Raw genomic sequence first — 25213 nt, 5'->3', positions numbered from 1 at the left:
CGAGCCTGCCGTCGACCAGCGGGCTGCTGGTGCGGAGGAGCGGCATGCGGCCGGGAGGACGTCCGCGTTGTCGCCGGGACACGCGCACGACGTCGACGATCTGCGGGGATTGCTCGCGATGCTGGGTCTGGAGGCGGGTGCCCGCGTCTGAGCCGCCGGGGTCCGCCTGTCGGTGTTGAGGCTGGTGGGCGGTGCGGTGGGTTGGCCGTGGCGGGTAGGTCGGGCGAGCAGTTTCGTCGGGACCTACCCGAGCCAGGCGGCTGAATCCGGTGCGAGCCTGCCGTCGACCAGCGGGCTGCTGGTGAGCAGCACCTCGCCCGGCGGCAGGACGATCGAGCTGGCCGAGGTGTTCAGCGCGCAGATCAGGCCGCCCCGGCCGCGGCGGAACGCGAAGCAGCCCGCGGGCGCGCCGTACCACTCCAGCTCGTCGCCGCCCCGGAACGCCGGGTGGTGTTTCCGCAGCTCCACCGCACGCCGGTACAGCGACAGTGTCGATTCCGGGTCTTCGAGCTGCCGTTCCACGGTGAGTGGAGCCCAGTCCGCGGGCATCGGCAGCCAGGTCTGGGCGGTGCCCGAAAACCCATAGGGCGGCAGCGTGCCTTCCCACGGCAGCGGCACCCGTTCGCCGTCGCGGCTGAATTCCGGGCCTTGCGAGCGGGCACGGGGGTCGGTCATCGCCTCGAGCGGCAGGTCGGCGTTCGGCAGTCCCAGCTCTTCGCCCTGGTACAGGTAGACCGCGCCGGGCAGGGCGAGTTGGACCAGCGCCATCGCGCGCGCCCGGCGGAGCCCGGTCGCGCCGCCGCCATAGCGGCTCGCCGCGCGCCAGACGTCGTGGTTGGACAGCGTCCAGGTCGCCGGAGCGCCCGCCGAACGCGGCACCGCCAGCGAACGCTCGATCGACGTGCGCATCGCGTCCGCGTCGAAATGGGTGAGCACCAGGCGGAAGTTGAACGCCAGGTGCAGTTCGTCCGGCCGCAGGTACCGCGCCAGCCGTTCCTCGTCCTGCACCCAGATCTCGCCGACGGCCATCGCGTCCGGGTACTCGTCGAGCACTTTGCGGATCAGCTGGTGCACCTCGTGCACGCCGTCGTCGTCGAAGCGCGGATCGCCGGGCGCGCCGCCGCCGTGCGAGGGCGTGTCGGGGTCCATGTCGGGCAGCCCGGCGGGCTTGGCCATCCCGTGCGCGACGTCGATCCGGAACCCGTCCACGCCCCGGTCGAGCCAGAACCGCAGGGTGCGCTCGAGATCGGCGCGGACGTCCGGATTGGCCCAGTTCAGGTCCGGCTGCTGCGGCGCGAACAGGTGCAGGTACCACTGCCCGTCCGGCACCCGCGTCCACGCCGGGCCGCCGAACACGCTGACCCAGTTGTTGGGCGGTTCGGAGCCGCCCGGGCCGCGGCCGTCGCGGAAGTGGTAGCGCTCCCGCTCCGGGCTGCCCGGCCCGGCGGCCAGCGCGGACTTGAACCACGCGTGCTGGTTGCTCGTGTGGTTCGGCACCACGTCCACGGTGACCCGGATGCCGCGCCGGTGCGCCTCCGTGAGCAGCACGTCGAAGTCGCCGAGGGTGCCGAACATCGGGTCGACGCCGCGCGGGTCCGCCACGTCGTAGCCGTGGTCGGCCATCGGCGACGGGTAGAACGGCGTCAGCCACAGCGCGTCGACGCCCAGCAGCTCCAGGTAGCCGAGCTTGCTGCGGATGCCCTCGAGATCGCCGATGCCGTCCTCGCCCGAGTCGGCGAACGACCGCACGTAGATCTCGTAGAACACCGCGTCGGACCACCACGACGGCCGCGGCGGGCGGTCCGGCCGCCGCCGGCCGGCCACGCGTCTCATCAGACGAAGCTGTTCATCATGCTGTGCGCGGCCATTTCCAGGTACGCCCACAGCTGGCTGAGGTACGGCTCGGGCAGGTTCTCCTCGTCGATCGCGATCCGGATGCAGCGCAGCCACGCGTCGCGTTCGATCGGGCCGATCTTGAACGGCGCGTGCCGCATTCGCAGCCGGGGGTGGCCGCGCTGGTCGGAGTAGGTGTGCGGACCGCCCCAGTACTGGATGAGGAACATCCGGAACCGTTCCTCCGCCGGGCCGAGGTCCTCTTCCGGGTAGAGCGGGCGCAGCACCTCGTCGCGGGCCACTTCCTCGTAGAACCGCTTGATGATCCGGCGGAAGGTCGGTTCGCCGCCCACCGCCTCGTACAGGTTCGCCGGTTCCGGCTCGCTCACAGTCGACACACCTCCATCTTGCCCTGCCTCAGCTCTGCGGCGCGCCCGCCTGCTTGTCCTGCATGGACGACAGCAACCGGCCGAGCGGCGGTTCGAAACCGGCCTCTTCCAGCGCGCCGAGCAGCTGCCCGCGCAGCTTCCGCTGCACCGCCCACTGCTTGCCCGGTCGCACCTTGACCGTCAGGCGCAACACGATTCCCTCCGGCGTGACCTGTTCGACGCCGAGCATCTCCGGCGGCTCCAGGACGTTCGCCGAGAGCGCGTCGGCTTCGACCGCCTTCGTGGCCGCGCCGGTGAGAACCTCGGTCGCCCGGTCGACGTCCGCGGAATAGCTCAGCGGGACGTCCACCACGGCGTAGGCGAAGCCCTGGCTGGAGTTGCCCACGCGCAGCACCTCGCCGTTGCGGACGTACCAGACGGTGCCCTTCATGTCGCGGAGCGTGGTGATGCGCAGGCCGACCGCCTCGACGGTGCCGGTGGCCGAGCCGATGTCCACGACGTCGCCGACGCCGTACTGGTCCTCGATCATCATGAACATCCCGGAAAGGAAGTCCTTGACCAGATTCTGCGCGCCGAACCCGAGCGCGACGCCGACGATCCCGGCCGAGGCGATGATCGGGGCCAGGTTGATGCCCAGTTCGCCCAGGACGAGGATCACCGCGAGGCCGTAGATGAGGAACGTGGCCATCGACTTCAGCACCGAGCCGATCGTCTTGGCCCGCTGCCTGCGGCGCTCCACCACGGCCGTGCCGAGCATGTCCGGCGCGCGTTCCCGCAGCGGTCTCAGCAGCGACGGGATCTTGCCGTTGCTGCCCGAGGCCGGGAGCGTGGTGACCCGCTCGATCACTCGCTTGGTGAGATATCGCACCACGAAGGCGATGAGGAGGATCATGATGATCTTCAGCGGCTTCGTCAGGAGCCAGCCCGCCGACGCGGCGAGCCACTCGTTGTGCGTGACCGAATAGACCTGGGCGCACCACGTCCCGGTCTCGGAGATGCAGCTGGGCGGAGCGCTGAGCACGGCATTCACTGGCTGAGGAAGTCCCTTCTTGCGTGGTTGTCCCGGCGGCGCGCAAGCGGCCGCAGGGTAGCCGCCGGGTCGCGGGTATGTGACACGTCACAGAACACGCGTGCGCCGGGGCCCTGATGTGTGGTCGACTATGCCTGCACCGGTGGAGGTGGTCGAGTGCCAGACCGACAACCCGTCCCCCTCGGCGGAGCCGGCCAAGCCATGGCCGAGCTGCCGCCGGAGGCGATCCTGCGTGCCTGCCCGGGAGGGTCCGCATCCGGCGGCTCCGTCCCGTCCGGGCCGGGGACCCGTCCAGGGGGAGCGTCCCGTCCGCCCGGACAGCGTAGAGCCCGCGATCCGGTCGCCCCGGCGTGGGGGCGGCGCCGGGTCCTCCTGCTCAACGCCACTTTCGAACCGCTTACCGCGGTGCCCATGCGGCGCGCGGTGGTGCTCGTCATGTGCGGCAAGGCGGAGGTCGTCCACGGCGATCCGGGCGGCGTGGAACTGCACGCCGCGACGGTGTCGCTGCCCGTTCCCTCGGTGATCCGGCTCAGCACGTACGTGCGGGTGCCCTACCGGGCGCAGGTGCCGCTCACCCGGGCCGGGCTGATGCACCGGGACCGGCACCGCTGCGCCTACTGCGGCGGGCGCGCCGAGACGATCGACCACGTCGTCCCGCGCAGCAAGGGAGGTCCGCACAGCTGGACCAACTGCGTCGCCTGCTGCGCGAAATGCAATCACCGCAAGGCCGACCGGCTCCTGTCGGAGATCGGCTGGCGGCTGCGCGTCGTGCCGCGCGCCCCGCACGGTCCGCACTGGCGGCTGCTGGCGCATTCCAAAGAGGCCGATCCGCTGTGGCAGCCGTACCTCGGGTCGGCGGCCTAGCCTTCCGTACCCGGAGACGTCGGCGCCCCGGCTGCCGGTGCGGCGGCCGGGGCGAGCCGATGGAGCGCGCTCGACGTCTCGTGTCCGGTGCTGGGCTGGTGCTCAGGCGGCGAGGCTGTAGTCCGCCTGGCAGGTGACGCGCGTGCCCATCGTGACCCGGGTGCCGCGCGTGACGCGGGTTCCGCGGGTGACTCGCGTGCCCATCGTGACGCGGGTACCGCAGGTGACACGGGTTCCTGCCGTGACCCGCGTGCCGCGGGTGACCCGGGTTCCCCGCGTGACGCGGGTGCCCATCGTGACGCGAGTTCCGGCCGTGACGCGGGTCCCGCGGGTAACGCGGGTGCCCCTGGTGACTCGAGTTCCCATGGTCACCCGGGTACCCATTGTCACGCGCGTGCCCGCGGTGACCCGGGTTCCCCGCGTGACCCGAGTGCCGCGCGTAACCCTGGTGCCGGACGTGACCCGCGTTCCGGGCACGAATCCGGTTTCGCTGGGTGACGAAATGGTCTCGGTGATCGCCTGAGCGGGGGGCTGGACGCTCTGCATGAGGTGTCCTCCTGGGACCGGTGCGTGACGGGCTGGGGCTGGGGAGGCGGGCGCAAGGCCCGTACAGGTGAAAAAGCTACGAGGATTTCAGGGTTCGGACAAGCCGCTATCGCCCGGTACGGCCGCCTGTACGGCGAGTTGCCATCTTTCGGCCCGCAGCCCTTCGCCCCAACGTTCCAGCGGCGACGGGCCAAGCGGCGGACGGCGCCTCAGCGGCGACGAACGGTCGCCCCCGGTCGCCGGTGTCGCGCGGTGGCTCCGGGAGGCATCCGATACGCTCACCGGCGTGAACGTTGTCGAGACGATCCTGGTCTACGCGGTCATCCCCGGGGCCATTTACTTCGTGGTCGGCGCCGCGACCTTGCGGAAGAAGTTCTCGGGGACGCCGCGGTACCGTCCGGGGCAGCCGTGGGAGTACCCCGCTATGTGGTGGACCGCCAACCCGGACGGCGTAGGAGCCGGCCACGGCCCGGCGGTTGACGTGAATGCGGCGCCCTCGGGCGCTTCGACGGCCGCAGGAGGCGCTCGTGGCAAGTGGTGAACTGACCCAGACCGCGGTCGCGGAGAAGGACCTGGCGTTCGGCGAGGCCATCACCAACAGCGGCCGGCTGTCCGCGGCGAAGATGTACGAGCCCGCCGCGCCGACGAGCCCGTTCACGGTGCAGCAGCTCGCGCGCCTGGACGAGGCCCTGACCTTCGCGACGCGCGAGACCGGCCTCGACTTCAGCATCTACCTGGGCGACCTGGGCGAAGACACCCGGGCCGGCGCGGAAGCGCTGCACGCCGCCACCGAGAACCCGTCGAACGCGGTGCTGATCGGGGTTTCCCCCGCCCAGCGCGTGATCGAGATCGTCACCGGCGAACGCTCGCACGCCCGCCTGCCCGACCGCGGAGCGAACCTGGCCGTGGCGAGCATGGTGGCCTCCTTCAAGGAAGGCGACCTGACCGGCGGCCTGGTCAACGCCCTGCGCATGCTGAGCGACCAGGCAGGCCCCGCGCCAAAGCACTGATTTTCACGACCCACCAGGGCCGTCCCGCACCCCGCGGGACGGCTCTTTCTCTGTTCCAGGCCCCGGCCCACCGTCCGTGAGGGGAACCCTGACGGAATCAGATTCCCTCAGGGTTCCCCTCACGGCCCTCTGCCGATGGCGAGGAACCCCGTTCCCGACCTGGATTCCCTCAAGGGCCCCTTCACGGCGAATGCATCCGAATGCGGCGTTGGATGCGTCAGACGCACCGAACAACACATTCGGTGCAACCCACGCACCCAACGCCACAGTGGAGTGCTAGCCCCCGGCCAAAACCGCAGCTCGCCCGCCGCCGAGATGCGCCCGATTGCGGCATTGGGCGCATCTGCCGCACCGAACGCCACCTTGGAGCGCTAACCCCCGGCCAAACCGCAGCAGATGCACCCCAACGAGCGAGGTGCCCAGCCCGCCCCCGCACCCCGATACGAAGCCTCCCTGCGGTTCGGGGGTGCTTGTCAAGGCATCTTTCCCGCCTTGACAAGCACCCCCGAACCGTCAGCACAGTCGGGCTTCGGGGTGCCCCACGCAACCACCCACCTGCAATGTCGCCGCCAGGCGACGAGCAGACCGCGACCCTCAAGCCTGGCTGTCGAAATCCCGAGCAGCCAACGCCCGCACGATCCCCGCACGCCCCTCCGAAACCAGCCGCCGCAACGCCGCCGGGTGATCCCCGGCAAGCCACTCGTCCGAAGCGTTCACCGTCTCCGCCTCAACCGCCCAAGACGGGTACAACCCGATCGCCGTAGGTTGCGCCCGCTCGCTGGACCGCCGAGCCCACACGTCGTCGATGACCTCGAAGTACCGCTCGACGTACTCGCCGAGCAGATGCTTCTGCCCTGGGTGCGAGAACCCGGAAATCAACGCGTCGCTCACCGCGTTGGGGATCTCGTCGTCGTAGATCGCCCGCTGCCACGTGTCGGCCTTGGCCTCGGCGGTCGGCTGCAGCGCCCGCGCACGCTCGGCGTGGCGCCGGCCGGCCGCGGTGTCGTCGCGCTGCTGTTCGGCGTTGATCTCCGCCTCGCCCGCCTTGCCGTGCGCGACCAGCGCCTCCAGCAGCCGCCAGCGCAGGTCGGTGTCCACGGTCAGCCCCGGCAGCGGCGCGGACCCGTCGAGCCAGCCCGCGACCACGGCCACGGTCTTGTCGTCGAGCACGCCCCCGGCCAGCGAGTTCACGAACGCCAGCTGGTGGTCCGACCCCGCTTCCGAGGTCTGGGCCAGCTCCAGCAGCCGTCCGCTGAAAGCGGGCCAGCCCTCCTCGGCCGCCCACTTCTGGTTGGCGTAGGAGTTGAGCGCGGTCTGCGCCTGCAGCAGCAGCCGCTGGACCACGCCGACCTCGCTCTCGGCGTGGATTCCGCGCGCCACCAGGGTGACGAAGTCGCGGGCCTTCAGCTCGGCCTCGCGCGTCATCTCCCACGCGGCCGACCAGCAGAGCGTGCGCGGCAGCGATTCGGTGATGTCGCCGATCCGGTCGATCAGCGTGGTCAGCGACGCCGGGTCGAGCCGCATCCGGCAGTAGGTCAGGTCGTCGTCGTTGACCAGCACGAGCTTCCCCGCGGCCTGGCCGACCAGGTCCGGCACGTCGGTGCGCTCGCCGGTGACGTCCAGTTCGACGCGGCGGGTGCGCACGATCTTGCCGTCGCCGTCCTCGTCGTACACGCCGACCGCGACGCGGTGCGTGCGCAGTTCGCCCGCGCCCGGCTTCGCGCCGGTCTGCACGACGGCGAACGACGAGAAGGTGCCGTCCTCAGCGACCTCGTAGCGCGGGCTGAGCGAGTTGAGGCCGGTGGTCTCCAGCCATTCCGCGCTCCACCACGAGAGGTCGCGGCCGGAAGCTTCCTCCAGCGCCGCCAGCAGGTCGGCGAGCGTGGCGTTGCCCCACGCGTGCTTGCCGAAGTACACCTTGAGGCCGTCGAGGAAGTGCTCGATGCCCACGTACGACACCAGCTGCTTCAGCACGCTCGCGCCCTTGGCGTAGGTGATGCCGTCGAAGTTGACCTCGACCGCGTGCAGGTCGACGATGTCGGCCGCGATCGGGTGCGTCGAGGGCAGCTGGTCCTGCCGGTAGGCCCAGGACTTCTCGATGTTCGCGAAGCTGGTCCAGGCGTTCTTGTACTCGGTCGCCTCGGCCTGGGCGAACACGCTCGCGAAGGTCGCGAACGACTCGTTCAGCCACAGGTCGTCCCACCAGCGCATGGTGACCAGGTCGCCGAACCACATGTGCGCCATCTCGTGCAGCAGCGTTTCGGCGCGCCGCTCGTAGGCGTAGCGGGTGACGCGGCTGCGGAAGACGTAGTCCTCGAGGAAGGTGACCGCGCCGGCGTTCTCCATCGCGCCCGCGTTGAACTCCGGCACGAACAGCTGGTCGTACTTGGAGAACGGGTACGGGGTGCCGAATTTCTCGTGGTAGAACGCGAAACCCTGTTTGGTTTCGGCGAACAGCCGCTCGGCGTCCATGTGCTCGGCGAGCGACGCGCGGCAGTAGATGCCGAGCGGGATGGTGCGGTGCTCGTCGCGGAACTCGTCGGTCCATTCCGCGTACGGGCCGGCGACGAGCGCCACCAGATAGGTGGAGATCCGCTCGGATTCGGCGAACTGCGTGCGGCGCGCGCCGTCCTCGGTGTCCTCGGCGCTCTCGACCAGCGCGTTGGACACGACCTTCCAGTCGCGCGGGGCGCGCACCGCGAGCCGGTAGACCGACTTGAGGTCCGGCTGGTCGAAGCAGGCGAACATGCGCTTCGCGTCGGCGGTTTCGAACTGGGTGTAGAGGTACACGCCGTCGTCGACCGGGTCGACGAACCGGTGCAGGCCCTCGCCGGTGTTCATGTAGCGGCAGTCCGCGGTGACGACGAGTTCGTTGTCCGCGGCAAGGCCGGGCAGCGCGATGCCCTTTTCCTCGGTGTAGCCGCTGACGTCGAGCTCGGCGCCGTTCAGCACGGCGGAGCGGACCCCTTCGGCGACGAGGTCGATCCACGACGCTTCGCCGGGACGGCTGCTGGAGAACCGCACCGTGGTGGTGGAGCGGAACGTCTTCTCCCCGGGACGGCCGGAGCCGTCGGTGAGGTCCAGCTCGATGTCGTAGGACGACACGTCCAGCAGCCCGGAGCGCTGCTTGGCTTCGTCACGCGTCAGGTTGGGGGCGGGCACGGGCACCTCTGGTCTTCGGTTCCGGTGGGCACGACGTCCAGCATCCAATCATGACGAGCCCGGAAGCGGCGACCAGGGAACAATGCGGAGGGCTCCCCGCGTTGCCCCGCAGTGCGGGGGTTTCGCCCCGCCCTCCGGCGAGCGCCGGGGAGCAGCCGCGCCGAGGAGCCCGTGAAAAAGATGACTGACTCGTCCCAGCCCACCAAGGTCGACTTCTACTTCGACCCGATCTGCCCGTTCGCGTGGATCTCGTCGCGGTGGATCCTGGAAGTCGAGAAGCACCGCGAGCTGGACCTGACCTTCCGCGTGATGAGCCTGTCGGTGCTCAACGAAAACCGCGAAGACCTGCCCGAGCGGTACAAGGCGCTGCTGAGCGAGGGCTGGGCGCCGGTCCGCGTCGCCACCGCGCTGGCGCAGCACGAGGGCCAGGAAGCCGTGCGCGCCTTCTACACCGAGTTCGGCACCCGCTACCACAACCAGCACAACGAGGACCGCAAGCTCGTCATCAAGGAGGCGCTGGCGGCGATCGGAGCGTCGGCCGAACTCGCCGAGGCGGGCGAATCGACCGAGTACGACGAGGCGCTGCGCAAGAGCCACCACGAGGGCATGGACCCGGTCGGCATGGACGTCGGCACGCCGACTATCCACGTCAACGGGACCGCGTTCTTCGGCCCGGTGCTGTCGTCGATCCCGCGGGGCGAGGACGCGCTGAAGGTGTTCGACGGCGCGGTCGCGTTGGCGAGCTACCCGGACTTCTTCGAGCTGAAGCGCACCCGGACCGGGGACCTGAACTTCGACTGACGTCGTCGTGAGTGCTGATCACGGTTCTAACCGTGATCAGCACTCACGAGAACCCGAGCGCCGCCCTGGTGACGTCCTCCGGGTACGGCGAGTCCCGCAGTGCGTCCTCAAGCGACGCCCGGGCGGTCTTCAGCTCGTGCAGGCGCAGCAGGCCGTCGCGATGCGTCCGCACGAACGCTTCGTCCACCTGGTCGCCGTGGCCAGGCACGACGATGCGCGGTTCGAGTGCGAGCAGTGCCTCCATCGCGCGGGCCCACGCGTCCAGCTGGTCGTCCGGGCCGAACGAGTACGCGGTGAAGCCGTGCGGGCCGTGTTCCACGACATCGCCCGCGAAGACGACTTTCGCGTCGGGCACGTGCACCACCAGGTCGTGGTCGGTGTGCGCGGGCCCAGGGTGCACGAGCGCGACCGTGCGGCCGCCGAGGTCGAGTTCCGCGCGGTCGGGAACGAGGCGGTCCGGCGGCATGAGCCCGGTGCGTTCGATGGCTTCGGCGATTTCCGGCTTGCCCTCTTCGCGGTAGTGCGCGGCCCACTTTTGTTTGTCAGTTTCGCCGTTTTTCAGCAGGGCCCGCAGACAGCCGGGGTGAGCCCAGATGTCGCACGGCAGGAACGGCGTGGTGCCGAAGGCGTGGTCGAAATGCGCGTGCGTATAGACGACCGACCACGGCAGCTCGGTCAGCTCGCGGACCGCGGCGGCGAATTCGGCGCCCTGGTCGACGTCGCCGCGGGTGTCGATCACCAGGCACCGGTCCTGGCCGAGCACCAAGCCGGTGGTGAGGTCCAGTTCGTCGTACCGGCGGGCGAAAACCCCGTCGGCGACCTCGGTCCAGCTCATCGCCCCTCCAGAATTCCGTGCGACAGCCTCGCCACGCTATCGCTGACGTCGTGCTGTGCGGCGAGAACTACGTCGTTTCCGTGGCCGGTCGCGGCGAGTTCCCGGCCGGAGGTGCAGGAGTGCAGCGCGGCCGGTACGTCGGTGGCCGCGTAGGAAGCCGCCGCGAGCGCGGCTTCGGCGGACCACGAGCCGGCCAGCGCGCTGACGATCGCGCCCGCGCCCAGCTGGTCCTCGACGCACGGCCGCAGCGGACCGAACTCGGTGCCTTCTCCGAACAGGTCGACCCCCCAGCGTTCCCCGGCGGGAATCACGCCGATCGGCTGCCCGTCGGCGATTTCCCTCGCTTTCGCCGCGGTCGCGGACGCATTCCGCAGGCAGCCGGCCAATACGTGCGCGCCGGTTTTCGCCGCGGCCGCGCAGAGCGTCGCGCCGTTGGGGGAGGGGAGCGCGAGCAGCGTGCCGGACGGGATCTCCGTCACAGCGGACGGCCGGAGCGTCCATTCCTCTTCGCCCGCGATCACCGCTCCCGCGCCGCGCGCCTCGGCGATTCCGCGTTCGTCCCGCCACCGCACCGGCAGCACCCGGCCGCCGCGACTGACGACGAGATCCGTTGTGGTGCTGAAGGAAAGCACGTCCACGATGATCAGCACGGCGCATTCCCGGCCGAGGATCCCGACCCCTTCGCCGCCCCATTCGAGGCGGACGTCCGCGCCGTTCTGCGCTGCGATGTCCACCCCCGGAGCATGCCGGGTCCCCGGCGAGATGGCACACTCCCGCTGTGCGTGTCTACTTGGGATCCGACCATGCCGGTTTCGAGCTGAAGAACCACCTTGTCCGCCACCTCGGCGAACAGGGGCACGAGGTGACCGACATCGGTCCGTTCGTCTACGACGCGGCCGACGACTACCCGGCGTTCTGCGTCGAAACCGCGCGCCGCGTGGCCGCCGACGAGGGCAGCCTCGGGATCGTCGTCGGCGGTTCGGGCAACGGCGAGCAGATCGCCGCGAACAAGGTGCCGGGCATCCGCGCCGGACTCGGCTGGAGCGTCGAAACCGCGCAGCTGACCCGGCAGCACAACCACGCCCAGGTGCTGGGCGTCGGCGCGCGGATGCACACCGAGGAGCAGGCGACCGAGATCGTCGAGGCGTTCCTCGCCGCGGAGCCGGACCCGGACGAGCGCCACGTGCGGCGCGTGCAGCAGCTGGTCGACTACGAGCGCACCGGCACCCCGCCCGCGCTGCCGGAGGCCTGATGCCCGAGGGGCATACGCTCCATCGGCTGGCCCGTCTCCACAAACGCCGGTACGCCGGCGGACCGGTCGGCCTCAGCAGCCCGCAGGGCCGGTTCGCCGCGGAGGCGGAGAAACTCGACGGGCAGGTGCTCGTTTCCGCTGAGGCGTATGGGAAACACCTGTTCCACCACTACGGTCCTTTGGGGACAGTCCATGTCCACTTAGGTCTGTACGGCACCTTCGGCGAAGCGCCGCTGCCCGAGACCGCGCCGGTCGGCCAGGTGCGGATGCGGCTGGTCGGCCGCACCCACTGGACCGACCTGCGCGGCCCGACGCGGTGCGAACTGCTGGATCCGGCGCAGGTCGACGCGATCAAGGCCCGCCTCGGCCCGGACCCGCTGCGCCGCGACGCGAAACCGGATCAGGCGTGGGAACGGATTTCGCGGTCTCGCACGACGATCGCTGCCTTGCTGATGGATCAGTCTGTGCTGGCCGGGGTCGGGAACGTTTATCGTGCGGAAGTGCTGTTCCGGCACGGGGTTTCGCCGATGCTCCCCGGGCGGTCGCTGGACCGCGCGCTGTGGGACGCCATGTGGGCGGACCTGGTGACGCTGATGCGCGCCGGGGTCCGGGTCGGCCGGATCGACACGGTCGCGCCGGAGCATCTGCCCGCGGCGATGGGCCGGGCTCCGCGGGAGGACCGGCACGGGGGCGAGGTTTACGTGTACCGGCGGGCTGGAATGCCGTGTCTGATCTGCGGGACGCCGGTGGCGCACAAGGAATTGGCTGCGCGGAATCTTTATTGGTGTCCTGCCTGCCAGCCTGAATGAGTACGGCGGATTGAGCTGGTGCTCGGAGCTGGTTGTGCATTCGCGTAGGTGAGTTCGCCGCATCCGGCCAAGCTGAACTCGCCAACGGCATCAGCCGAAGCGAATCCGCGAGCAGAGACGGTGAAGGCCCCGCGGCTAGCCTGCCGCGGGGCCCTCACTGGTCAGAAGTCGAAGCCTCCGCCGTCGAATCCGCCGCCATCGAAGCCGCCTCCGTCGAAACCTCCGCCGAAGTCCTGGCTTCCGTCGAACCCGCCGCCGTCAAAACCGGCTCCGTCGAAGCCGCCGTCCATGCCGCCGGCGTCCAGGGCGTCCGCCTGGCCCGCGTCGTAGCCCGATTCCCAGGCCGATGCGCTGGCGATGCCGCTCATGCCGGAGAACATGGCGCTGAACAGGAACATCGAGCCGAGGCCCCACGCGCCGGCCACGAGCGCGGGCTTCCACCACGGTTCGCTGTACCAGCCTTGCGGCACCGGGCGGCCCGCGACGCGGCCGCCGGGGTAGTAGTACGGCGTGTCCTGGCCGGGGTCGGGCGAGGCGGCGTAGCGCTGGCCTTCGACGTCCACCTCGCGGTGTTCGGTGACCTTGCCCGCGCGTTCGCGTTCGGCCTCGTCCGGCAGCGCGGGGCCCGGGTCCATGCCCATCGCCACGCGCGCGGCGCGCACGTAGTACAGGCCCTCGACGGCGGTTTCCTTCACCAGCCGGGCCTGCTCGACGGTCTTGGCCTGCTCCAGCTGGGAACCGGCGGCGTTGTAGCGCTCGCTCGCGTCGGCCATCGCCTGCTGGGAGGCGGTGTCCGTGCCGGTGATGTTGAGGACCTGGCCGCCGAGGCGCTCGACGAGGCGGCGCGCGTCGGCTTTCGCGTCGTCGAGCTGGCTCTGCCTGGTCGCGGCCTGCTTCCTGGCCAGGTACAGCCCGCCTCCGACGATGACGACGACCAGCACGATCAGGAGGATCGCGGTGCCCATGGGTCACTCCGTGTCTCGATCTGACGCGACGGCCGGGCAGCCGTCCCTAAACCGGACAACGCGGACCGTGCGCGGAGAGTTCCCGGCGGTGCCTCCGTTCGGGCGGTGGCAGGCAAAACTAGAACACGTTATAGTCCGCGGCATGAGGTTCTCCCTGTCGATCGCGATGAGCCCGCTCGACCAGCTGAACGGGCTGGCCCGCGCCGCCGAGGAGGCCGGGTTCTCCTCCGTCGTGCTGCCCGATTCGCTCTTCTACTCCGAGAAAGTGTCCGCCGACTATCCCTACACGCCGGACGGCAGCCGGTTCTGGGACGAGGAGACGCCGTGGGCGGATCCGCTGGTCGCGACCGCCTCGATGGGCGCGGTGACCGAGCGGATCCGGTTCTACACGTCCGTGCTGAAACTCGGTTCGCGCAATCCGGTGCTGCTGGCCCGCCAGGTCAACTCGGTCGCCGCGCTGACCGGCGGGCGGTTCGGTCTCGGGCTGGGGATCGGCTGGTCGCCCGAGGAATTCGAATGGTGCGGCGCGCCGTACGCGCGCCGCGGCAAGCGGTTCGACGAGGCGATCGAGGTGCTGCGGCTGATCCTCGACGGCGGCATGGTCGAGTTCCACGGCGAGTTCTTCGACTTCGACAAGCTCCGGATGAGCCCGACGCCCCCGTCGCGCGTGCCGTTCTACATCGGCGGGCACACCGACGTCGCGCTGCGCCGGGCCGCGCGCGTCGCGGACGGCTGGTCGTCCGCGATGATGACGCTCGAGCAGCTGCGCGAGACCATCGGCAAGCTCAAAGGCCTGCTTGCCGAGCGCGGGCGCGCCGACGATCCGTTCGAATTCCAGGCGGTATGCGTCGACCGGTTCGGGCTCGACGGGTTCCGCGAACAGGCCGAGGCGGGCGTCACCGACGCGATCACCATGCCGTGGGTGTTCGAGGGACACGGATTCGACGCGGAGCTGGGCCTCAAGGTCGACGCGATCCGCAAGTTCGGCGACGAGATCATCGCGAAAATCGAGGAGTGACATGGGAGTCGAGGTCTGCTGGGACCCCGCGGCGAAGCAGCCGCCCGCGCGGGAAGCGGCGTTCAAGTCGATGACGGCGGCGACCGCGGGGGACAAGGACGCCTGGCTTGCGCTGTTCGCCCCGGACGCGGTCGTCGAGGACCCGGTCGGCCCGTCGATGTTCGACGAGGAGGGCAAGGGCCACCACGGGCCCGACGGCCTGTCCGCCTTCTGGGACAAGACGATCGGGAACGTCGAGAAGTTCGAGTTCGTGATCCGCGATTCGCACGCGGCGGGCTCGGAGGTCGCGAACGTCGGGACCATCACGACGTATCTGCCCGGTGGCTACCGCGTCGACACCGACGGGGTGTTCGTGTACCGGGTCAACGAGGACGGGCTGGTCGTTTCGATGCGCGCGTTCTGGGAGACGGAGCGGGCGATGGCGACTGCGCGGCAGGTCTGACGTCAGGCCGGGTTTCGCTTCGACGAAGTCGAGAACGCGTGCGGTGACGAGGTCGGGCTGCTGGTTCTCGGCACGATTTCCGTACTGATACGGGGATTCGGTGCGGTGACGCGTGCGGCGACTTCGATCGCGCGGAGCTCGTCGTCGGTGCTCGCCGCGTTGGGGGGCTGTTGCGCCGGACGCGCGTGGGGCTGAATTTCGTTGCTTCGGCGGGTAGTCAGGCATTGTCCAGGCGTAGCAAGGTGTTCAGCAGATTTCCGCCCGGCAGTCCCTCGTCGCCGAAAATGCGGTGCTGCACCTCGATCACGAGCGGCAGCGCGGCGCGCAGGACGTCTCCGCCGGAGTCGGTGACCTCGACGCGTTTGGCCCGGACGTCCTCGGCACTGCGCGCGCGGGCGACGAATCCCTTGCGTTCCAGCGTTTTGAGGATCTGCGACACCTGCATCGGGTGGATGTCGCCGGAGGTCGCCAGGCCGGATTGGGTGACCGGGCCGCCGCCGCGGTTCAGCCACGCGGCGAGGGCGAGCGTCTGGAACTGCAGGTGCGTCAGGTCGAGCGGGGCGAGAGCCTGGTCGACCTCGCGGACGTAGCGGTGCACGACCCGCCACATGACGAACCCCACCGCGTTCTCGGGGGCGCCGAGCGAGGCGGTGGCGAAGAGCTCGGCGAGCGCGTCCTTGTCCATCGGAAGGCATCGTAGCGGTTGCCCGCAGATAGTAAACGCGTTTAGTATCGGACGGGACGGAAAGGGGCACCTGATGGCTGACCTGCGGCTGGACTTCGGCCTGTACCGCTACGACAACACCCGCGCGCTCTTCGACGGCCGGGTCCGCTTCGACGGCGTCGACGCGACCCTGCATACCGCCGACATCGTCTCGGACTTGTTCGAGCGCATGGTGCGGGGCAGGGAGTTCGCGGTCGCCGAGCTCGGGCTCACGTTCTACCTGCGCACCCTGGACCTGCCGGATCCGCCGTTCGTGGCGCTGCCGGTGTTCCCGAACCGGCAGTTCCGGCATTCGGCGATCTACGTCAACCGCCGCAGCGGCATCCGGTCGCCGCGGGATTTGATCGGCAAGACGATCGGCGAGTTCGCGACCTACGGGCACGACGCGGGCGTGGTGGCGAAAGGCATCCTGTCCGATGAATACGGCGTGCGGCCGGAACAAAGCCGGTGGGTGATCGGCGGATTCGACTGGCCGATGGAGTGGTTCGATTTCGTCCCGCGACTGCATCCCGCGGAAGTCGACGTGCGACAGGCTCCGGCGGGGAAAGCGCTCGGGCAGATGCTGGAGGCCGGGGAGATCGACGCGTTTGTTTCCGCGGATCCGCCGCGCGGGATCCGGGAGGATTCGCCGGAGGTGGCGCAGCTGTTCCCGGATTACGTGAGTGTGGAGCGCGAGTATTACCGGAGGACCGGAATTCGGCCGATCATGCACACAGTGGTGGTCCGGCGGGATTTGCTGGCGGAGCACCCGGGGTTGGCGGAGCGACTGTATCGGGGATTCGTGGAGGCGAAAGAGGTCGCGATGGCGGATTACCGGCGTGGTCGCGTCTTCAATCACATGGGCGAGGCCGGGATGGTGCCGTGGTTCAGCGCGCTGTATGACGAGAACCGGCGGCTGTTCGGCGAGGATTGGTGGCCGTATGGGATCGAAAAGAACCGGCGGTCGGTGGAGGCATTCTTGCGGTGGCACTTCGAACAGGGGCTGTCTCGGCGGTTGATGACGGTGGAGGAGGTTTTTGTGCCGGAATTGCTGGGGACTTAGCCGTTCCAGCAATGCACCGCGGCCGGCGGTCTGGTCAATCCTCCTGGCCCGGGCTTCGGGCCAGGAGGATTTTCCGTTCGGTTCGGCCGGTTTCGCGGAAACCGTGCCGCAGATAGAACGCGTGCGCGCGAGTGTTGACCGCGAGAACCTCGAGTACCAGCGGCTGTTCTCGCTCCGCCGCGACCCTGATCAGCCGCCGGAGCAGCCGTCCGCCGATTCCTCGGCCTTGGTAGCGCGGGTCGAGTTCGATCCGGCCGAGGAAGACCTCGGCCGGCCGGTGTTCGACCACGAGCAGGCCCGCGTCGGCTCCGTCGACCGTGATCACCTGCCACCTGCCGGGTGTGAAGGCGCGGTCGTGGTAGCCGCGTTGGATTTTGTCGTTCCAGCCCCAGATCGCGGCGACATACTCGCCAAGAGCGGCCCGGTGCACCTGGAAACAGAAGTCGCTGTCCGCGGGGGTCGTCGGGCGAAGGCCGACCTCGTCCGGCATGCGCGCCTCCGGTGCTCGGGAGCGCTCAGGGGAGCGCGGTCACCCGTCGTTTTTCCGCACCTTCGGAAGGATCCGCACCATCGCGGTTCCCGCTGCCAGCAAAGCGAATCCGGCCAGCAGCAGCCACAGCACGTTCACTCCGGTGAACGCGAGTCCGCCGGTCACTCCGGCAGCCGAGGCCGCGCCGATTTTCTGGTACATGGGGATTCTCTCTTCCGTCGGGGATTCACCAGTTCTTGCGGGTGCGCAGGAGCGCGTCCGCGTACGCCTTCAGGTGGCAGGCCTGCAGGAAATAGTCGAGCACCAGCTCGTACATCGACGCGGCGAGCAGCATCCGGCGCCAGCCGCGGTAGCGCACGGTCACCGCTCGCTCCACCACGAAGATCGCCGAGAGGCCGAGCCACCACGGGTTGAGGTGCAGGCCGCCGCGGTACAGGGCTATCGCGAGGGTGGTCAGGTAGATTCCGCTCACCAGGACGCCGGCCATGGTCAGCAGCTGCCTGCCCCAGTACCGCCACGTGACGCGGGTCAGTCCGTATTGGACACAGTTCTCCACCGCGCCCCGCTTCCATCGCAGCCGTTGTGTCCACAGTGCACTCCAGCTGGTCATGACCTCGGTTTCCAGCGTGCACGCGCTGGGCGAGATCACCCGGTGTCCGAGGTGCAGCAGGGCGAAAGTGAGCTCGTTGTCCTCGGTGAGGACAGTGGTGTCGTAGATCCCGCCGTTGCCGTCGCCTGCCGGCAGCTGTCCGACGAGCCGGGCGGTGGAGACTTCGCGGAGGGTACGGACCCGGAACATCGCCGCGGTTCCGGTCAGCACCAGGCATTTCCCGCGCAACCGGTGCACGTCGCGGGCATAGCGGGCGTATTCGTTGCGCTGCAAATGCCCGACGAAACCGCCGCCCGGGCCGCCCCGGAAGACACCGCCGACGCCGCCGTATCCGCGGTCGAGGTGGTGCAGTGCGGTGCTGACGAACTGCGGGTCCAAAGTGGAGTCCGCGTCCTGCACGAGGATCACGTCGTCCTCGTCGAGCCTGGGCAGCAGCCACGCGAGCAGCTGGTTCAGTGCGCCGGCTTTCTTGTGCGCGTTGTCTTTGGACGGCCGGACCCGGGCTCCGGCGGCCGAAGCCACGCCGGCGGTGTCGTCGGTGCAGTTGTCCGTGACGACGAAGACCTCGTCGACGCTCCGGTCCTGTCGGCGCAGCGCGGCCACGGTGTGCGCGATCTGCGCTTCTTCGTCGTGCGCCGGGATGACGGCGACGACACGCACGCTGCCGGAACAGTGCCGTCCGGTTCGCGGTTCGGCGAGCGTGGGTGCGGACATGAGCGGGGGATCCTCTGCGCGGAACGGCGACGTGGTGCGTCGCGCTTGAACCCTTACTCTGTTCGTGGTCACGGAACGTTACGCGAATTTTCCAGGCGTCACCCTTAAGGGGGAGATTTGCTCGCGAACCTGTGGGCCAGCTGGGAATTCGCCCTCGGCCGACACCTACTGTAAGTAGATATTACCGGGACTGACGGTGCGCCCGCGGAGTCATCAACCGGGTGATGAGGGGCGTCGATCCGAGCCCGTGCAGTGCCACGCTGCCGAGGACGCAGACCACGGTCAGCGTCAGCACGAGGTCGCTCTCCCCGCCGCTCAGGCCGTTGATCGCGAGCAGCCCGAAGACGATCGACGTCGTGCCGCGCGGGCCCAGCGCGCCGACGAGGAACCGGTCCCGCAGCGGCATCCGGGTCCGCGTGAGCGACACCAGCACGGGGACGATCCGCAGGACGGTCAGCGCGAGGAGGCAGAACACGATCGGCTGCCACTCCATGCCGAAGGACGCCACGACCACCGCGGCCGCGCCGACGACGAACCACATCGCCATCGTCAGGATTCCGGTGACCTCTTCGAGCAGCTGCAGGTCCTCCGACGGCCGAGCGAAGTGTTCTCGCGCGGGGCTGTCCGAGGTGCGGAGGTGCCGCGCGGCGAAGGCTCGGTAGACGTAGCGGAAGGCGATCCCGGAGACGAAACAGGCGACGAATCCGTTGCCGTCGATGGCGACTGTCGCCGCGTAAGTCAGCAGCGGAGTCGTGAGGAGGGCGATGCGCCGCCCCTGTCCGGAAGTCCAGCCGGAGCGGACGGCGAGGAACAGCAGGAAACCGATCGCCGTGCCGACGACGGCTCCGGCGACAATGGCCTTGAGCGCGAACGGCAAAGCGGTCGCGAGAGCTTTTCCGGCGGTGTTCGCGGTATTGTCGCTGCGTGCGAGAATGAGCGCGAACAGGAACAGCGGCGAGACCAATCCGTCGTTGTAGCCGCTTTCGACATTCAGCACGCTGCGCACCTGCGGCGTCAGGGTTTTGTCCCGCACGACACGTTCAGCGGCGGCGAAATCGCTCGGGATGACGATGCACGCGACGATCAACAGCAACGGCCACGGCAGATCCGGGAAGAACGCCCAGCCGGCCAGCATGGCCAGCCCGAGGCTCAGCGGCAGCGCGAGGAACAGCACCCGCGCGACGAGGCTGGGCGCGTGTCCCCACAGCCGTCCGCCGCGGACCTCGGTGGCGTCGACGAAAAGCAGCATCGCGAGAATGACTTCGGCGACGTGCTGCGCGACTTCGGTGTCGAAGAGCTCGAGCAGTTTCTCCGGATTCGCGAACAACGCGGTCGCGACTCCGCACAGCACCATCAGCACGGGCGCGGCGATGTTCCACCGGTCGAGTTGTTTGGCCGCGAGCGCGCGCAGCAGGACCGCTGTCGAGAGGACCAGCAATGCGGTAATCAACATCGTTCGTCCGGCTCCACGGCTTTGATCGCGCCCAGCCGTCTTCGGCCGCTGACGCTCCACAGTGTACCGGCGGGAGCACGCGATCTCCGGTCTTCCGGGTGTACGTCACGTCCACCCGGAATCGGCCGGTGGCTGGACGATTCGGCGGGTTCCGCGCGCTAGCCGTCGCCGAGGCGGCCATGTCGCGAATCCTTGGTGCAGAGGAAGAAGCTGGCTCGGCTCGCCGCGGTGGGCAAGCCGAGCCTGACGGGCCTCGTCGAGCAGGCACGCGGTGATGTCGATCCGGTCCGCGCTCGGCCGGGATCGGCCCGAGCGTACAGAGTTCGGCGGGTACGGCTTACCGCCCGGAATCCTCCACCGAATTTCCGCGCACATACCGCGAAAGCGTCCCCGCGCCCACGCGTTCGACCGAAACGCACTCCAGATGCGCGGTTCCCGTGCCGTCCGGGAACAGGCGGGTGCCGCCGCCCAGGACGGTGGGGAAGGTCAGCAGCCGGTACTCGTCGATCAGGTCCGCTCCCATCAGGGTGTGCACGACGCTCAGGCTGCCGGTGACGACGACGTCGCGTTCTTCCTGTTTCACCGCGTCGACCAGGTCGCCGTCGAGGACCGACGAGTTCTGCCACGCGCTGGTGTCGGCGAGGGTGCTGGTGGCGACCAGCTTGGGCACGGCGTTCATCCGCCGCGAGAACGGGTCGTCGCGGTGCGGCCAGATGGTCGAGAACAGCTGCCAGGTCGTGCGGCCGAGCAGCAGGACGCCGTCGTCCAGCGTGCTCCCGACCCGGAATTTGTCGCCCGCGACGGCCTCCGCGCCGTGCCGGAAAGCCCAGCCCCCGCCGGGGGTGCCGGAGGAGCCGTCCGGGTCGGACGCGACGCCGTCGAGGGTGGTGAAGGCGATGACGATGACGCTCATGGCGGAGATCCCTTCAGTCGGTGGTCGCCAGTACTTACCGGCGGCCCCGGCTGAACTCATCGGTCCCCGGCTAGAAAATCCTCGACGGCAGGTCGAAGGCCTCGAAGACCCCCGGATCGGCGAAGACGACGTTGTGCGAAATCCGCCCGCCGGTCACGGTGAAGACCTGCAGCGTGTGCAGGCGCCCGTCGGCCGGGTAGGCGGCGAGCGCGGGCTGGCCGTTGGCGGTGAGCCCGCGCATGGTCCAGCCGGTTCCGCGCATTTCGAACACGCGGTGCATGAACCGGCCGTAGTCGTCGCTGCCGCGGAACCAGAGCGGGACCGGCGGCATTTCCATGATCGCGTCGTCGGTGAGCAGCCGGACGAGCCCTTCGACGTCCGCGGCTTCGAAGGCTCGCGCGTACCGGTCGATCACGGCCTGGGCTTCCGCGTCGTCCGGTTCGGCGATCTCGTCCATCCCGCCCGCGTCGGCGAGCGTCGCGCGGGCCCGTTGCAGCGCGCTGTTGACCGCCGGAACGGTTGTCTCCAGCTGCGTAGCGACCTCGGCCGCGCTGAACTCGAGCACCGACCGGAGGACGACGACTGCTCGCTGCCGCGCCGGGAGGACCTGCGTCGCGGCGATCCAGGCCAGCCGCAGCCCGGCGCGCGTGTCGGCATCGCAGCGCGCGTCGGGGAACGGCTGCAGCCACGGGATGTCCATCGCCGGCTGCAGCGGTGCGCCCGGATCGTCGCTCGCGGCACCGAGACCGGAGGGCAACGGGCGGCGGGCCCGGCCCTCCAGTGCGGTCAGGCAGACGTTCGTCGCGATCCGGTACAGCCAGGTCCGCACGGAAGCACGCGCCGGGTCGTACCGGTCGCGGGCTTTCCACGCACGCAGCAGCGTTTCCTGCACGAGATCCTCTGCCTCGTGGAAGGAGCCGGCCATCCGATAGCAGTAGGCGGTCAGCTCGCCGCGGTGCGCTTCGAAGTCCACCTGGTCATCATCCGGCACGCGCGACGCTGAGGGAATGGGGTGGTACTGCGGTTCTTAGTCGCGGACGCCGCACACGCCGGGCTGTTCTGGGAAACCGGACCCGGCGCGGGAACACGCGCCGGGTCCGACGGCTCAGTTTTTGTTGGTGCCCGGGGTCAGCACCTTGTCGATGACGAAAACGGTCGCGTTCTTGGTCGGAATGTTCCCGCAGAGGATCTTCGCGCCGTTGACGGTCAGGTTCTCACCGGAACCTTCGATCTTCAGCGGGCCGCCCGCGGTGTTCAGCGAGGTGACGGTCCCGGCTTGTTCGAGGCCTTTGGCGTCGTAGCGCTTGCCGACAACGTGGTACTGCAGGATCGGCGCGAGCTGGTTCGGGTTGGCCGCCAGCTCGTTGAACTTCGCGTCGCCGAGGGCGTTGAACGCCGGGTCGGCGGGGGCGAAGACGGTGATGGCCTGCTGGCTGTTGAGCGTGTCGACCAGGTTGGTGGCCTTGACGGCCGCGACCAGCTTCGTGAGCAGCGGGTTCGTCGAGGCCGCGGACGCGACCGGCTGCGGGCCCATCGAGTCGAGCGAACCGGGCGCGCTGCCCTGCGGGAGCTGGGAACAGGCGGGGCCGAAGACCTGGTCGTTGGTGGTGACGCCGGAGGCGCTGCTGGACATCGGCGCGGAGATCGGAGCCGAGGACGGCATCGCTGACGGGCTGCTGCCGCTCGAGGCGTTGGTGTCAGTGCCGCTGCCACAGGCGGTGAGGGCGAGGGCGGCAGCGGCACCGATACCGGCGAGGCAAAGGGTCTTCACGGGAATTCTCCGTTCACAGTGGACTGTTCGAGAGGGATTCGGCGCCGGACCGGCAGCGGATTGGTCAGGAAGCGATGAAAGTCGTGGAATGCCATCCGGTCGCGCCGTCCGGCACGGTCCCAGCACGGGTTTCCGTCTGGGTATAGCCGGATTTATCGGTCGCCCGCACGAACACCTGGTGCGTACCCGGCTTCACCGCGATCTGGGTCCACCACATCCGCCAGGTATTCGGGTTCACCTCGGCGGACAACGTCGTCGCCTGCCAGGCTCCACTGTCCACTTTGATCTCCACGGCGGCGATCCCGGTGTGCTGCGCCCAGGCGACGCCCGCGAGGCGCACTGTCCCGGCGGGAACGGTGTCGAAGCCCTTGGGCGTGTCGATCCGCGATTCGGTTTTGATCGGCGCCTGCTCGCCCCAGCCGCGGCGGAGCCAGTACGCCTGCCGGGCCTTCCAGGTGGTGACCTCGATATCCACCACCCATTTGACCGCCGAGACGTACCCGTAAAGGCCGGGCGTGACCAGACGGGCGGGAAAACCGTGCTCCAGCGGCAGAGGCTCGCGGTTAATCCCGAGCGCCAGCATCGCGCTGCGCGAACGGTCGAGCGCGGCCGCCACCGGGGTGCCGGACGTCCAACCGTCCACACTGGAGCAGAACAACTGCTCCGCACCCGGCTGTACTCCGGCTTCCTCCAGAAGATCCGCGAGATCGACCCCGACGAAGTTCGAAGTGGACACGTAATCGCCACCGACCTCATTGGACACACACGTCATCGTCACCGTGCGCTCGACCAGAGGCCGGTCGCGGAGATCGCGATAGCGGTACCGGATTTCCCGCTCGACCATTCCGTGGATGCGCAGGCTCCAGTCCTCCGTGCGCACCTGCGGAACGGACAACGCGGTGTCGACGCGGTAGAAATTCCGGTTCGGCGTGAGAAACGCCGGGGTGCCGAGCTTGGCGAAGTCCGCGTCGGCGGGAATCGGCGGGGCGGAAACCGCGGGCACGAGCTGCCCGACCGCCGCACGGGAAGCCGCAGCGTCGCGCGTCCCGCTGATCGCCTGTCCGGCACCGCCGAGAACTCCGGTCCCGACGACGGTACCGACACTGCTGAGCAGAAAGCGCCGCCGCGAGGAGTCCGTTGCCTGCTGTCGCGTCGCGATTCGGTGCAGCAGAAGGAAGACTGCCGTCCCGGCGACCAGGCTGGCCAGCGGAGCCAGCAACGCGATCGCGGTCAGATCCGGTCGCGCGGCCACGGCGACCCCACCGATGAGTCCAAACGCGACAATCACCGCGACGCCCGGCCACGGCGTCCGGCGCGACAGCAGACCGGCCGTGGCGGACACGAGCACTAACACCGCTGCCATGCCGCCGAGCAGGACAGTCTTGTCGTACGTGCCGAAGGTTCGCACGGCGAAGTCCTTCAGCGGCAGCGGTGTCAGGTCGATCGCGCCGTTCCCGACGGCGAGGTACGGCGAGGCGTTGATGTTGCCGAACGACGCGACCAGGTGCCCGGCGGTTAAGGCCGCGACCAGGGCGAGGACGCCGCACAGCGCTGCCGGAAGGATCCGCAGACGGGAGGACATGCGAGGCATTCGTCGCCGGACCATCGGCGGATGGGTGTGAGCTGGTCACCCGCCGGTGGGAGCCTCCCGCAGGAGGGGGTCACGTCCGAGAGACGTCGCATTTGTGCGATCTCGTGTGGACATGGCCGTTCTGTCGGCTAAGTTCTCGGATAACTCCGCCGCCGTCGGCGTCGACAAGGACGGTGCGTACCCGGTCAAGAAGCAGCCGCTTCCGCGAGGATTTGCTCGCGGAGGATGTCCGCGTGCCCGCAGTGCTGCGCCAGTTCGCGCAGCATGTGCAGGTAAACGAACCTCAGCGGCAACAGGCCGCGGCGGTTGCCGGGCAGGAGGTCGGTCAGCTCGAGCGACGCGGTGGCCCGGCGAGAGTCCTCGCACGCTTCGCGGTGCGCCCGCTGGACGGACTCGACGGTGTCGTCGTCGGTGAGGATGAACGATTCGTCCGGTGTCGCCGGGATGCCGATCTCGGCGCGGGACCGGCCGGTGACGGCTTCGTCGAACCAGACCTTCTCCACGAAGGTCGCGTGCTTGACCAAGCCGAGCAGCGTGGTCCGCGACGGCACGAGCGATCGGCGGGCCTGCTCCTCGGTGAGCCCGTCGAGGCAGTGCCGGAGCGCCTCGCGGTGCTCGTCGATGAAGTACTCGAACTGGTCCTTGGCGGGGTTGTCGATCGCTGATTCCATGGGCACCGGTCCAGCTTGCCGGATCTCCGGGTCCAGGTGAAGAAGGGGTAAGCCGTCGCTCGGCGGAAACTGCCCGCGGACGGGCATCAGGACGACGCCGGTCAGGGCGGACCAGGTGCCAGCGGAAAGCTCATCGGCTCCGGGGAAGCCAGCGGCGTCGTCGCCGGACGGCGGAAGAGTCCTCTGTGGACAGCGGAGCACGGGTGCCGTGGACCCCTCCCGGACCGCGCCGGGATACTGGTGCGCAGAGACCGGCTCGAAGCGGAAAGGGGCTCGAC

General features: G+C 69.3%; 27 protein-coding genes. 10 read left to right on the top strand and 17 right to left on the bottom strand.

Going from position 1 to position 25213, the window contains the following annotated elements:
• Window positions 1-243: 243 nt before the first annotated feature.
• The 3 genes from H5411_RS19250 to H5411_RS19240 are packed head-to-tail and all read right to left on the bottom strand — an operon-like array spanning window position 244 to window position 3252.
• Complete coding sequence (locus H5411_RS19250; RefSeq protein ID WP_101434096.1) at window positions 244-1833, bottom strand: glycoside hydrolase family 13 protein; 1590 nt, start codon at window positions 1831-1833, stop codon at window positions 244-246.
• Window positions 1833-2222 carry a globin gene (locus tag H5411_RS19245; RefSeq protein ID WP_376772182.1) on the bottom strand — a complete coding sequence of 130 codons (390 nt, stop codon included), beginning with the start codon at window positions 2220-2222 and terminating at the stop codon, window positions 1833-1835. The genes H5411_RS19250 and H5411_RS19245 overlap by 1 nt, the downstream gene beginning before the upstream one ends.
• Before the next feature lie 28 nt (window positions 2223-2250).
• Entirely contained in the window at window positions 2251-3252 is a 1002-nt protein-coding gene (locus H5411_RS19240) for a mechanosensitive ion channel family protein (protein WP_167441805.1), read from the bottom strand.
• A gap of 411 nt (window positions 3253-3663) precedes the next feature.
• On the opposite strand from H5411_RS19240, the gene H5411_RS19235 reads away from it, so the two are divergent.
• The 4 genes from H5411_RS19235 to H5411_RS19220 all read left to right on the top strand — a co-directional run bounded on the left by H5411_RS19235 (window position 3664) and on the right by H5411_RS19220 (window position 5672).
• Window positions 3664-4116, top strand: coding sequence for an HNH endonuclease (locus H5411_RS19235; RefSeq protein ID WP_101434098.1), 453 nt, complete (start codon window positions 3664-3666; stop codon window positions 4114-4116).
• Between the two features lie 349 nt (window positions 4117-4465).
• Window positions 4466-4639, top strand: coding sequence for a hypothetical protein (locus H5411_RS49575; RefSeq protein ID WP_235146640.1), 174 nt, complete (start codon window positions 4466-4468; stop codon window positions 4637-4639).
• Between the two features lie 309 nt (window positions 4640-4948).
• Complete coding sequence (ctaJ, locus tag H5411_RS19225) at window positions 4949-5203, top strand: aa3-type cytochrome oxidase subunit CtaJ (RefSeq protein ID WP_101434100.1); 255 nt, start codon at window positions 4949-4951, stop codon at window positions 5201-5203.
• Entirely contained in the window at window positions 5190-5672 is a 483-nt protein-coding gene (locus H5411_RS19220) for a DUF5130 family protein (protein ID WP_101434101.1), read from the top strand. Before ctaJ ends, H5411_RS19220 begins: the two co-directional genes overlap by 14 nt.
• 594 nt (window positions 5673-6266) lie before the next feature.
• On the opposite strand, the gene pepN is transcribed toward H5411_RS19220, so the two are convergent.
• Window positions 6267-8834, bottom strand: coding sequence for an aminopeptidase N (gene pepN, locus H5411_RS19215; protein ID WP_101434431.1), 2568 nt, complete (start codon window positions 8832-8834; stop codon window positions 6267-6269).
• Between the two features lie 180 nt (window positions 8835-9014).
• Between pepN and H5411_RS19210 the strand changes: the two genes are divergently transcribed.
• Window positions 9015-9635 (top strand): mycothiol-dependent nitroreductase Rv2466c family protein, encoded by a 621-nt coding sequence (locus H5411_RS19210; RefSeq protein ID WP_101434432.1) that lies wholly within the window; start codon window positions 9015-9017, stop codon window positions 9633-9635.
• 43 nt (window positions 9636-9678) lie between these two features.
• Here the strand turns inward: H5411_RS19210 and H5411_RS19205 are convergent, their stop codons facing one another.
• Complete coding sequence (locus H5411_RS19205) at window positions 9679-10470, bottom strand: MBL fold metallo-hydrolase (RefSeq protein WP_101434102.1); 792 nt, start codon at window positions 10468-10470, stop codon at window positions 9679-9681.
• A complete protein-coding gene (locus H5411_RS19200) occupies window positions 10467-11204 on the bottom strand; it encodes a 2-phosphosulfolactate phosphatase (protein ID WP_183124518.1) in 738 nt (245 codons plus the stop codon). Before H5411_RS19200 ends, H5411_RS19205 begins: the two co-directional genes overlap by 4 nt.
• Window positions 11205-11248: 44 nt before the next feature.
• Between H5411_RS19200 and H5411_RS19195 the strand changes: the two genes are divergently transcribed.
• Both H5411_RS19195 and H5411_RS19190 read left to right on the top strand, forming a co-directional pair.
• Window positions 11249-11722: a ribose-5-phosphate isomerase gene (locus tag H5411_RS19195; RefSeq protein ID WP_101434103.1), complete on the top strand. Its 474-nt coding sequence runs from the start codon at window positions 11249-11251 to the stop codon at window positions 11720-11722.
• On the top strand, window positions 11722-12531 hold the full coding sequence (locus H5411_RS19190) for an Fpg/Nei family DNA glycosylase (RefSeq protein ID WP_101434104.1): 810 nt from the start codon (window positions 11722-11724) through the stop codon (window positions 12529-12531). The genes H5411_RS19195 and H5411_RS19190 overlap by 1 nt, the downstream gene beginning before the upstream one ends.
• A gap of 161 nt (window positions 12532-12692) precedes the next feature.
• On the opposite strand, the gene H5411_RS19185 is transcribed toward H5411_RS19190, so the two are convergent.
• Window positions 12693-13496: a hypothetical protein gene (locus tag H5411_RS19185; RefSeq protein WP_101434105.1), complete on the bottom strand. Its 804-nt coding sequence runs from the start codon at window positions 13494-13496 to the stop codon at window positions 12693-12695.
• A gap of 142 nt (window positions 13497-13638) precedes the next feature.
• On the opposite strand from H5411_RS19185, the gene H5411_RS19180 reads away from it, so the two are divergent.
• Window positions 13639-14514, top strand: a complete 876-nt coding sequence (locus H5411_RS19180) for a TIGR03619 family F420-dependent LLM class oxidoreductase (protein ID WP_101434106.1) — start codon at window positions 13639-13641, stop codon at window positions 14512-14514.
• A gap of 1 nt (window position 14515) precedes the next feature.
• Complete coding sequence (locus tag H5411_RS19175) at window positions 14516-14956, top strand: nuclear transport factor 2 family protein (protein WP_101434107.1); 441 nt, start codon at window positions 14516-14518, stop codon at window positions 14954-14956.
• Window positions 14957-15173: 217 nt separating this feature from the next.
• On the opposite strand, the gene H5411_RS19170 is transcribed toward H5411_RS19175, so the two are convergent.
• Entirely contained in the window at window positions 15174-15641 is a 468-nt protein-coding gene (locus tag H5411_RS19170; protein WP_101434108.1) for a MarR family winged helix-turn-helix transcriptional regulator, read from the bottom strand.
• A gap of 73 nt (window positions 15642-15714) precedes the next feature.
• On the opposite strand from H5411_RS19170, the gene H5411_RS19165 reads away from it, so the two are divergent.
• Complete coding sequence (locus H5411_RS19165) at window positions 15715-16722, top strand: substrate-binding domain-containing protein (protein ID WP_183124517.1); 1008 nt, start codon at window positions 15715-15717, stop codon at window positions 16720-16722.
• A 34-nt stretch (window positions 16723-16756) separates the two neighbouring features.
• On the opposite strand, the gene H5411_RS19160 is transcribed toward H5411_RS19165, so the two are convergent.
• From H5411_RS19160 to H5411_RS19120, 9 genes are all read right to left on the bottom strand, one after another.
• Complete coding sequence (locus H5411_RS19160) at window positions 16757-17212, bottom strand: GNAT family N-acetyltransferase (protein ID WP_101434109.1); 456 nt, start codon at window positions 17210-17212, stop codon at window positions 16757-16759.
• A 39-nt stretch (window positions 17213-17251) separates the two neighbouring features.
• The gene (locus tag H5411_RS19155; RefSeq protein WP_183124516.1) at window positions 17252-17413 is read right to left on the bottom strand and encodes a hypothetical protein; all 162 of its coding nucleotides are present in this window, start codon (window positions 17411-17413) and stop codon (window positions 17252-17254) included.
• A gap of 25 nt (window positions 17414-17438) precedes the next feature.
• A complete protein-coding gene (locus H5411_RS19150) occupies window positions 17439-18536 on the bottom strand; it encodes a glycosyltransferase family 2 protein (protein ID WP_183124515.1) in 1098 nt (365 codons plus the stop codon).
• Between the two features lie 181 nt (window positions 18537-18717).
• Window positions 18718-19989 (bottom strand): cation:proton antiporter, encoded by a 1272-nt coding sequence (locus H5411_RS19145; RefSeq protein WP_246369070.1) that lies wholly within the window; start codon window positions 19987-19989, stop codon window positions 18718-18720.
• 337 nt (window positions 19990-20326) lie between these two features.
• Entirely contained in the window at window positions 20327-20902 is a 576-nt protein-coding gene (locus H5411_RS19140; protein WP_101434111.1) for a dihydrofolate reductase family protein, read from the bottom strand.
• 70 nt (window positions 20903-20972) lie between these two features.
• On the bottom strand, window positions 20973-21827 hold the full coding sequence (locus tag H5411_RS19135; protein WP_244194505.1) for an RNA polymerase subunit sigma-70: 855 nt from the start codon (window positions 21825-21827) through the stop codon (window positions 20973-20975).
• 180 nt (window positions 21828-22007) lie between these two features.
• Window positions 22008-22673, bottom strand: a complete 666-nt coding sequence (locus H5411_RS19130) for a fasciclin domain-containing protein (protein WP_101434113.1) — start codon at window positions 22671-22673, stop codon at window positions 22008-22010.
• A 64-nt stretch (window positions 22674-22737) separates the two neighbouring features.
• The gene (locus tag H5411_RS19125) at window positions 22738-24255 is read right to left on the bottom strand and encodes a molybdopterin-dependent oxidoreductase (protein WP_183124514.1); all 1518 of its coding nucleotides are present in this window, start codon (window positions 24253-24255) and stop codon (window positions 22738-22740) included.
• A 194-nt stretch (window positions 24256-24449) separates the two neighbouring features.
• Window positions 24450-24935 carry a DinB family protein gene (locus H5411_RS19120; protein WP_183124527.1) on the bottom strand — a complete coding sequence of 162 codons (486 nt, stop codon included), beginning with the start codon at window positions 24933-24935 and terminating at the stop codon, window positions 24450-24452.
• Window positions 24936-25213: the final 278 nt, after the last annotated feature.

This window comes from Amycolatopsis echigonensis (assembly GCF_014174495.1).
Taxonomy (GTDB): Bacteria; Actinomycetota; Actinomycetes; order Mycobacteriales; family Pseudonocardiaceae; genus Amycolatopsis; species Amycolatopsis echigonensis.
The sequence above is the reverse complement of the archived record's forward strand: the minus strand, read 5'-3'. Positions and strand labels throughout refer to the sequence as shown.